1 protein-coding gene is annotated in these 10,150 nt (G+C 39.3%); it reads left to right on the forward strand.

The window, feature by feature from the left end; translation table 11 throughout:
• Window positions 1-171: 171 nt before the first annotated feature.
• On the forward strand, window positions 172-10,150 hold a 9,979-nt coding region (locus tag ACRDEC_RS12040), incomplete at its 3' end, for a hypothetical protein (protein ID WP_431498599.1).

Raw genomic sequence — 10,150 nt, forward strand, 5'->3', positions numbered from 1 at the left:
CTGTATTTCATCTTTTTTACAAAACAAAATCACAGACGAGGCTATTTCGGGGAAGACTCATGATACTGAAATTCTCAGCAGGAAATTATTTCAGTATCAAAAACAAGAAAACAATTGTTGCTCCGAAACTCCAAAAACACAAACTATTGACCTTATAATTTCAACCCAAAAATGAACTTAAAAAAATATAGCAACAGGATAATTTTAGTATTGACCCTATTATTTGGTTTAATAGCTAATGCTCAGGTTGAAGAAAGAGAATACAGCAGATTTACTCCTGAATTAAATACAGCATCGACAATAAGCCTACAAGAATTAAACGATTTGGGCAGTTATGGAGTTACTGTTTATGACTCTGAAGCCGGATTTCCATACCAGAAAGACAAGGATCCTTATTGCTTTTTGTCCTTGTTTATTGATAGTGCCAAGGGGCCGTTCGAATGGTATGAAGCCAAGGCAACTTTTAACATTACACCACTAATGCCTGATGGAACTCCGGATACGGCAAACAGACTCACAGGGGAAATGATTGTTAGTTACAATCCAAATGATACACAAAGCGGTTTGGGAACTAATTTCTCCGATTTGAATTATTTGCAGGTAAAAAACAGGTATGGTCTTAAAGTTGAAGTCGTACCAAACTCTATTTATGTGACAAAAATGCCTGGAGGAGCTTCTATTTCGCTGCCAAAAGAAAATGTTTTCGTCAAACTAGGATTTAAGGTTAAAAGATATTATTCAGTATCGGAGCAGATGATACAGCCCAATGCCGTACTGCAAAATCCAAATACGCTTAAAATAAGCTGGAATGCATTACAGGGTGCATTAGGGTATGAATTGGAATGGACATGGGTTGATGCTTACAAGGACAACAGTTTATCGGGTTTACTTCCGGAATCGGACATTACTTTTTCGGAAAGAGATTTTGAACTGAACAATACAAGAATAACAACTAACAAACAAGAATATGAAATCCCGTTAATTTATTCGAAAGGATATTTAATCTATAGAATAAGACCGGTAGGAAGGAACGTAATCTCATCGTCCGACAAATTCTATGGAAGCTGGAGCTCAGGAACTGCTGTAAAGACAAAAGTTAGCGACTGGCCGCATAAATTTATCATTAATGGCGATCACGAGGCTAAAAAGAACTGGCAGTTTCAGGCTAGTTATGCGGAAGATGGAAAGAAAAAAGAAGTTGTCAGCTATTTTGACGGATCGCTGAGAAACAGGCAGACTGTAACAAAAATCAATTCGGATGCCAATGCTGTTGTCGGAGAAGTGATTTACGATGCGCAAGGACGTCCTGCCATTGAAGTTTTACCTGCGCCAACATTGGACCAGAGTATTCATTACTTCAAAAATTACAATCGGAATGAGAATAATATACCTTATTCCTATAAGGATTTTGATTATGACAGCGGAACCTGCGATACGAACGTCCCAGCCATGGCAAATGCATCAGGTGCAAGTGGCTATTACTCACCTAATAGCCCATTTTTAAATCAGGGAAGGGTTAATTACAGCCTTACGCCGGATGCCGGTAAATATCCTTTTTCACAAATTGAATATACTTCCGATAATACAGGCAGAATAGCGAGAAAAGGTGGAGTAGGTACCACATATCAATTGGATTCGGGGCATGAAATGAAATATTTCTATGATACTCCCACGCAGCCGGAATTGAACAGGCTTTTCGGATATAGTGTTGGAGATGCTACACATTATAAAAAAAATACGGTAATTGATCCTAACGGGCAAATATCAGTAAGCTATATCGATCCTCACGGACGTACCATTGCAACAGCTTTGGCCGGCAGTACACCGGAAAACGGCAGTGTTGTTGGATTGGAAGATGAGGCGAGCAGTAACCCCAATCATAGTACGGTTACAGAAGATCTTTTGGAAAACCAGGATCCAAACCATTTTGACACTCCTGCCGATAAAAATATTTTAGGGTCAACCGAGGCATTTCCAAACAACAATGACCAGCTGGTTCTTGCAAAGTCATTTACAGTTGAAGGCAACGGAATTGGGCATAAACTGGATTATACTATTAAAAACAGCACTTCTTTCAGTCCTCTATATTGTCCGGGAGGCCAATTCCCTTTTGTTTATGATTTAAAAATCAGCCTAAAAGATAATTGCGGAACAGATATAGCTGGTTTTACGAAAATAGACCAGAAAATCGGAAATGCCAATTTTAACGGAACACCATCTTCAATCGACTTAAGTTTTAATAATCCTGAGTTTTTATTAAATGCAGGAAATTACAATCTGGTTAAAGAACTAACTGTAAATAAAGATACCTTAAATAAATATGCCGATTTTTATGTCGAAAAGCTAACAAAACCGGAAAGTGGTTGTTATCAGGACCCTCAATTTTTTGGGCCAAATGTAAATATGGTTGTAACCTGTGACCTGACCTGTGATTCCTGTAATACCAAAGTAGGTGAAAAAGCTCCTTATGTCCAAACGGCATTGCGGGATTATTTTGATGATACTTCTTTTGTAGCAACCGAATCAGGCGGTACAATTACAGTTACCTATATGCCTTCGCTCAGTATTGATTCAGCTGTTGTTACTGCTTTAAAAGTACGTTTTATAAGGGAATGGGAATTGCTTAAAGAGGAATGCAATAAAATATGTCATCCCGAAGCAGTATTTGAAACAGCATGTGAGATCAATGAAAAGAGCCTGCTGAGCGATGTTAGCTTGCATGGACAATATGGTTCTGTAAAACCCAATATTACAGATGAAGTAACCAATGTTTCTTCTCCAAATCCTGATTTCCTGTTGAGTGTATTTAACGAAAACGGGGCATTGTATTATTTCAACAGCACGACCAATCAGGCAACTGTAACAGACCACAATTGGAAACACCCGGTAATTCCGTATAATGAAAATGGGGTTGCGGCTATGATTCAGGTTACTCCTAATTCGGATCTGGCGGGTCATTATCTGCCGGAAATTGATCAGAGTGCAGTACTTGTAGTGTCTAACGCTCCTGATGGAAGCGAAATTTACAAAGTCAAGCCCGAGGAACTAAAAAATCTTTCCGACTTTATTGCTAATTGGGATGATGATTGGGCGTATTCATTATTGCCATACCATCCGGAATATGCTTATCTGGAATATGGAAAGGCGGTATGTGCCAGCGAGAAAGATTTTACTGTTCCAACTGTGGATGTCAATGGTAATCCTACAGGAAGTACCACAATAAGAATGTCTTCAGACGGATACGATTCTTATTTAAGAAATATCGACACATTTGCTAAAGCAGAAAACAAGTTTATCAGTTTGGGGTCTTCAGATGCTGACAAACAATTAATATTTGCTAATGATCCTTATTTCCAGCAATTATCAGCTGAATTTGAAGATAATACCTTATACAATTACAGAAAAGGAATCATGGCTCATGCCTTGCTTCAAAATTATATTGGCACAGAAGTGTTGTTTCAAACTGCTTTAAGATCGGTAATCTGCAATCCTTTAAGTGATTGTACTAATCTGAGTGGTTTTAATGTTTCCAGCTTATCAACAGAAAAGAAAAACCTACTTTGGAATACTTATAAAGCGTTGTATTTAGGGTTAAAAGCAAACATAAAGCAGGTTTTTTCGAACATATATGCTTTCAAAAAACACGCCTTTAACGGTTGTATCGGAGGCAATACATCTACTTCGGTAACTAATGTCCTAACGGATAATTTTCCTCAGAAATCAGCTCTTTACCAACATGTTAACGGAATCGTTGGGGCATCAGGCTATGGGTATGTCTGCAATAGTGCCAGCGGACACTTGTATAGTAAAAAACAGAAACGTTTTATACAGAGTGATTTCGCCTACAATTCAGGCGTAAGTCCACAGGATGCTTTGGATGATCTTATTGCTCAGACTGACTACGAATATTATATGCAAACCGGTAATTGTCCTTTATTGGTCGATTTGAATATGTTCCTGGATTATTTCCTTAAGGATACCACATTAGGGAACAAAACAAATCTGAGTAATATCAGTTTTACCGGGCAGTACCTGACCAAAGACCTTTTGCAGGCTCTTATCACCGTACCGGGAGCAACGGTATTGGATCCAGCCACAATGCCTTTGCAGAATATCAAAATCAATACATCTGTAAACAGCAATACATTGTCGGTTAGCTATAGCGGGCAGCTTAAGAGTGGAATAAGTTTCTCTACTTGCGCTACAACAATAAGCATTCCGTCAGGAAGTTATACCTGGGGCAATTATGGTACATTTTGGACAGTAAAAGAAATCAAGCAGATTTATTATGACCAAGGTGCTTCAGATGTTGCCAATAAAATTTTTAAATACAAAGCAATAGCTGTTATACATATTGGAAGCAATGACCTTGAAATTCCTATTAATGGACAAACTTGTGCGGCTATAGGGGAATGTGGTACAGCTGTCGGATCTGTGGGTGGTGTTTTGGATCCTTATGCCGGAACTTCAGCTGAAGGCGCTTCTTGTAACAGAAGGTACAAATTCAGAAATGACATGGTGCCGTTCTTGAATCAACTGAAAGCGACGAATAAACTGAAAAGCACAACAGAAGTTGATTTAAATACATTTTCAACGTATAAAAATTCATTTTTGGCAGAATTCTTCGGCGACAACCCTGCCACAACTATAGCAACCAAATGGGTGAAGGATTCTGGTGCGGAAGTCTACTATTTTAAACGAAACGGAATCGTTTTGGCAACCATTAACGCGGCATTGCCTGATCCGGCTTCTTTTAATACGTTTGAAGGGTTCAGACTTACCGGAGCAACGGTTTCAAATACTAAAATTTATACTTCGGCTTCTAACGGAACAACCAGTTTTGTAACAGGGAATACCAATTCGGTTATAGAGTTCAATTGCTGTACAGCTAAAGCCGTCGGGGAAGGAAAATACAATCTGAATGTCATGTTGCGAAAACAGGTTTCCAACAGTTCTTTGGCAGGAGGTAAGCTGTATTATCAGGATATTGTTTTTACACCGAAAGATTATTCATTTGCCGTTGGCGAGAATTTAGATATAACTATTACACTTAATAGCAGTGACTTTTTATTCAATAAAACGGCTCACAATCCAATGATATCAATTGGAGGGTTTTCTGAAGGAATATTTCAGGGCCGTCGTTTTGACTTCTCCACAAATACGCTTCAGTTTAAGGTTAACGGCTATGCTGACAGTTCGATAGCAACACATTTGCCTCCAAAATCAAGGCTTTCCTGGAACAGTTATTATCCGGCAAGTTTTGAAACCAGAAGTGATTTGGCTTATGATTTTACTTCAGCATATGGAACAGTTGGAGCTAAATTTCATTTTACTGAAGGTCAGGGAAACACGACTGTAAGTACTAGTTCATCTGTAATGAACTTAAGTTCTAATTCATGGCTAAATGGACAACCCTATGCACTGTCGTTTTCTACCGAACGCGAGGCCAGTTGGGATATAAATAATAGTTTTACATTTGATGGAGGAATATCGGGATCTATTGGTTTTAATGTTAAACTGACAGCTCCTTTGTCTAAATTAGCAGATAATTCAGGGTATTTTGGGCATCTCCTGCAAATAGATTCACAGGATAGCAATAACGCGAACAATTTGTACCAGATCATGGTGTATGCTACGGAAGCTACAACCTGCAGCGAATCTTCTGTTTGTCCTCCTCAAACTTTAGTTCCCATTGCCTGCGATGACAGCAAAAGATTGGAATTATTAGATTACCTTGATTTGAGCAATGGAACTTACGGAACTTCAGCAAAAATTCCGGGTTATCAGGTAGACGAACATGATTTTGACAATTTTTGTGCCAGCAATTACCAGTATTTATTGGAAGCTTATGTAAGATATACCGATATTTTAGAAGTTCCTTCTTCTTCCGATACCCGTTTCAGGACTATTGCCGAATTTGGGAACACTTACCTGCATTATGGATTTAGTGGGATCAATGCTGTAATTGCCGAATACAAAACATATTATACGCAGATTCCACAGCCGGCAAATCTTTTGAACTGGAACGAATGGGTTGAAACTATTTACAGGCCAAACCATACCTTGTGCCCAAGCCCGCCGGCAGCCATACCGTTTTACACGCCTCAATTGCCTAATACAGATGATAGTGATTGTGAAGCTTTGGTTACCAACTTGAACGAAACGTATGGTGCAGAAGCATATAATAATTTCTTACAGGAAAAACGCAGGGATTTTATTGCAAAGTATATCAAGGATGCGATGAGTAAAGTTGCGGAAACCTTCGAAATGAAGTACTTTGATAAAGAATACCAATATACGCTTTACTATTATGACCAAGCTGGAAATTTAACACAAACTGTAGCTCCGGAAGGAGTTAGGCGTTTATCTCCAACGCAATTAAGTGAGAAGAACACTTTAATCAATACGTACAGGAAAAATGCAAACATAAATACTGCTGACGATTTCAGTTTGCAGCCTGAGCACATTTTTAAAACACAGTACAAATACAACTCATTAAACCAGTTGGTATGGCAAAGTACTCCTGACGGAGGCGAAACACGTTTTGCTTACGATAACCTGGGCAGGATCATTGCGTCGCAAAATGCAAACCAGGATTCGGACAATAAGGTCAATTTGAATTTTACCCTTGGCAGCAAGATTGCTTATGACAATAACGGAAACTTAGTGAATATCCATCCTAACGACGATTGGATTGGCTGGATCAATGCCATTCACGGTTATACTGACAAAGTCATGGAAGGTAATGGATATATTGAAAGGGAAGTTGGAGAACCCCGTGAAAACATCAATACTATTTTAGGGATATGTTTTGACCATAATCAGCCTGCCACTGGCGATTCGTTCCTCAAAACAAGATACGGGATCTATATTAACCAGAATCAGACTTTATTGTATATATCAACTGACGCTGCCGGCAATCAGCTGTTCACGTCAAATAACATTATAGTGAAGCGGGGTGATAAATTGAAAATGGAAAGGAAAGATGGTTTTTTCAATTTTTATGTCAATAATAATCTGGTGGCAACAAAAACCGATTATTCCACATCCATTTCCCAAGCCTTGGTTACCTGCGATCTTTTTTGGAGCAAAACAAAACTCATTAACCCAAAAGCGGTCAATTATGGCAGTGCTGAAAAATTCAGCTATACCCAATACGACGGACAGGGTAGGATTACTGAAGCAGGCCAGGTGCAAACACCCGTTTCTGCAAACTATACCATAACGGATGAAGGGCGTCTTACGAAAAATAATGTTAAGATAAATGATTTTGGAACCGGATTAGTAAAATCGGAGGTTACAAAGACAGTGTATGATATTGATCCTTTGGTGGAATCTGGTTTGACGGCTTCTAAATTATTTGTAACAAACACTAATAGTACGGAATTAAAATACAACAACAGAAACAGGGTTACTGGAGTTTTCTATTATGATAGTTATAGTCCTAATGATGAATTGGCATTTGATAATGCGATTTTGTACAATTATGACGTGCATGGCAATGTAAAGGAAATGATCAGCTATTATGCAGCCTTAAGAGATTTAGGATGTCTTCCGGACGAAATTGGCCTCGAAATTTCAAGGGAAGTCATTATCAATGATTGCGAAGCACATCTGAAAAGAGTGGTTTACGATTATGATTTAATCAGCGGGAATGTGAATACAGTTACTTTCCAGCCGAATAAAACAGACCAGTTTATCCATAAATATGCTTATGATGCAGATAACAGGATTGTAGAAGTAAATACTTCAAGGAACGGACTTATTTGGGAACGTGATGCTCGTTACCAGTATTATCCTCACGGACCTTTGGCGAGAGTAGATCTAGGAGACAAACACATTCAGGGTGTCGACTACGCTTATACTTTACAAGGATGGCTGAAAGCAGTAAACGGGGAAAACCTGAAATCTGCCGAAAATGTAATGAACAATGACGGAGCCTCTCCAGAAGCTGCGCCTAGGGATGCTTACGGATATTCATTAAGTTATTATGATGGCGATTATAAGGCAATTGCAGGAGACAATGGTACGGCTGCTTTTAAACCTTTAATGTTCAGCCGAAACAATACGATTGCGTCAAACAGCCGAAACCTGTATAATGGGAACATCAAACAAATGACTACGGCTATCCGAACCGGAGGCGAAAATCTGTTGAATGTCCAGAAAAACAATTATACTTACGACCAGCTGAACAGAATCAAAGCAATGACTTCGGCAGCTATAGAGCCAAGTGCTTCAGGAATTCAATCCAGTAATGCTGCAAGTTACAGTTCAAGTTATGAGTATGACAGAAACGGTAACCTGAAAACAATGCAAAGAACGGCTCCAACCGGGACTTCTACCGGCAGTGCAATACAGTCTATGGATAACCTGCAATACGATTATCTGCCGGGAAATAACAAGCTGACATTAGTAAAGGACACGAATGCATCAACACATGATTTTGGCAACGACCTGAAAGATCAGATAAAGCAACTGGGTGATTTGGGAATCAGTTACGATATCCATAATCTGAATTCCCATAATTATGTTTATGACGAAATAGGGCAGCTTATAGAAGACAAATCAGAACACTTGAAAATTAATTGGAGAGTAGATGGTAAGGTGAGTTCTGTAATTAAAAACGACGCATTTTCCATCCGTTTTACATACGATGGGTTAGGCAATCGTATCGCTAAAACAACATTGGATATGTTGGAGAGGGACGAAAAGAGCAATACTTCCCTGTATGCAAGAGATGCACAGGGCAATGTATTGGGAGTGTACAGCTACGACATAATAAAATCTGATAAAGAGTATACAAAAGACCTTAAAATCAAAGAGCACCATATTTATGGCAGCAGCCGATTAGGCCTTGAAGAAGAAGACTTGCTTGTTTACAAATTTACTCCTGGGCGTAGCGGAAAAATGATGCTGAAACAAACCATGGTAAACCAGAATGTCGAACTGACTGTGGTACCTTATAAGGATTATGCACTGCATTTCAATGGGAATACGACAGCGTCATGGAATATGAACCTGCCTGGTGCAACTCCATTGGCCAATCCTGAAATCGATAATTTCGAGTTGAATACCAAACTGAAACTGACCGGAACGAATGCCAACGGGAATTATGCCATAGGCCAGCTTATTTATCAAGGAGATAAAATGGAATCGATAGGAGAAACGGAAGCTGGTTTATTTGACATGGACCTGACATGTGGACAATACAACACTACAAATAGGAATATATCTAAATTAACCACTGGTGGCTGTTCTTCAGTATCCGGTAGTGGATTTCAACCGGATGTTTTAGGTGCGGAAAAAGACGGCTACCTGCAATATAATTTCAGAGATGTAGGAGTTGATAGGTTGGCCAAAGCCGGATTTACGATTAATAATAAACAGTACGGATTCCGATTTGATCAAACTTCCTCAACGATGTATGCTGTTTGTAATAACACCGAAACGGCATTGGCTTCAGTAGTCAGTGGCAATACAGTCACTTTAAAAGTAGAAAGAAAAGGGGACGATATGAAATTTTATTGTAATCAGACCCTAGGATATACTACCACAATAGCAGACATAAGCAATTATGTGGCAGATGTGTATGTGAATTTGGGTACGGGATCATCAACGCTGTATGCTGTAATAGCAGCAGAATACAATCCTGCTGTCAATGTTAAAGTAACCAACCAGTTGTTTGTATCGCTCAATAAAACGGACCAGGGATACAAACCTGTTTTCGAGATCAATCAGTTTAAGACAACGCCAGCGCAGGTGACCACAAAACGCAGCATTACCCTGGCGCACGATACGCTTATAAGCGAACTGGATATGAAGGGTAAGGGAATGGAAATCAGTTTCAACCTCGAGCTTAGTACTGCAAACAACAGTGCCATTATCGTAAACGGAGTTTCTCAAGCCTACCCTGGTGTAGCATGGAGTAGTACTCCTGTAACGGCCACATTACCGGTTTCTTTACAAAACCAGTTGAGTGGTACCATTAATGGTGTTGGACCATTAAGTGGTATGGACATGTGCTACCTGAACTACGAGTTCCTGCACATAGCCACCGGAGGAGTGCGCATTAATTCGTTTGGTTTTGATGACGTGACAAGTGAAACCACGACAAACAACCCTCCTAAAGATGCTAACGGAATCATTGCCA

Source organism: Flavobacterium sp. (genome assembly GCF_050696275.1).
Taxonomy (GTDB): Bacteria; Bacteroidota; Bacteroidia; order Flavobacteriales; family Flavobacteriaceae; genus Flavobacterium.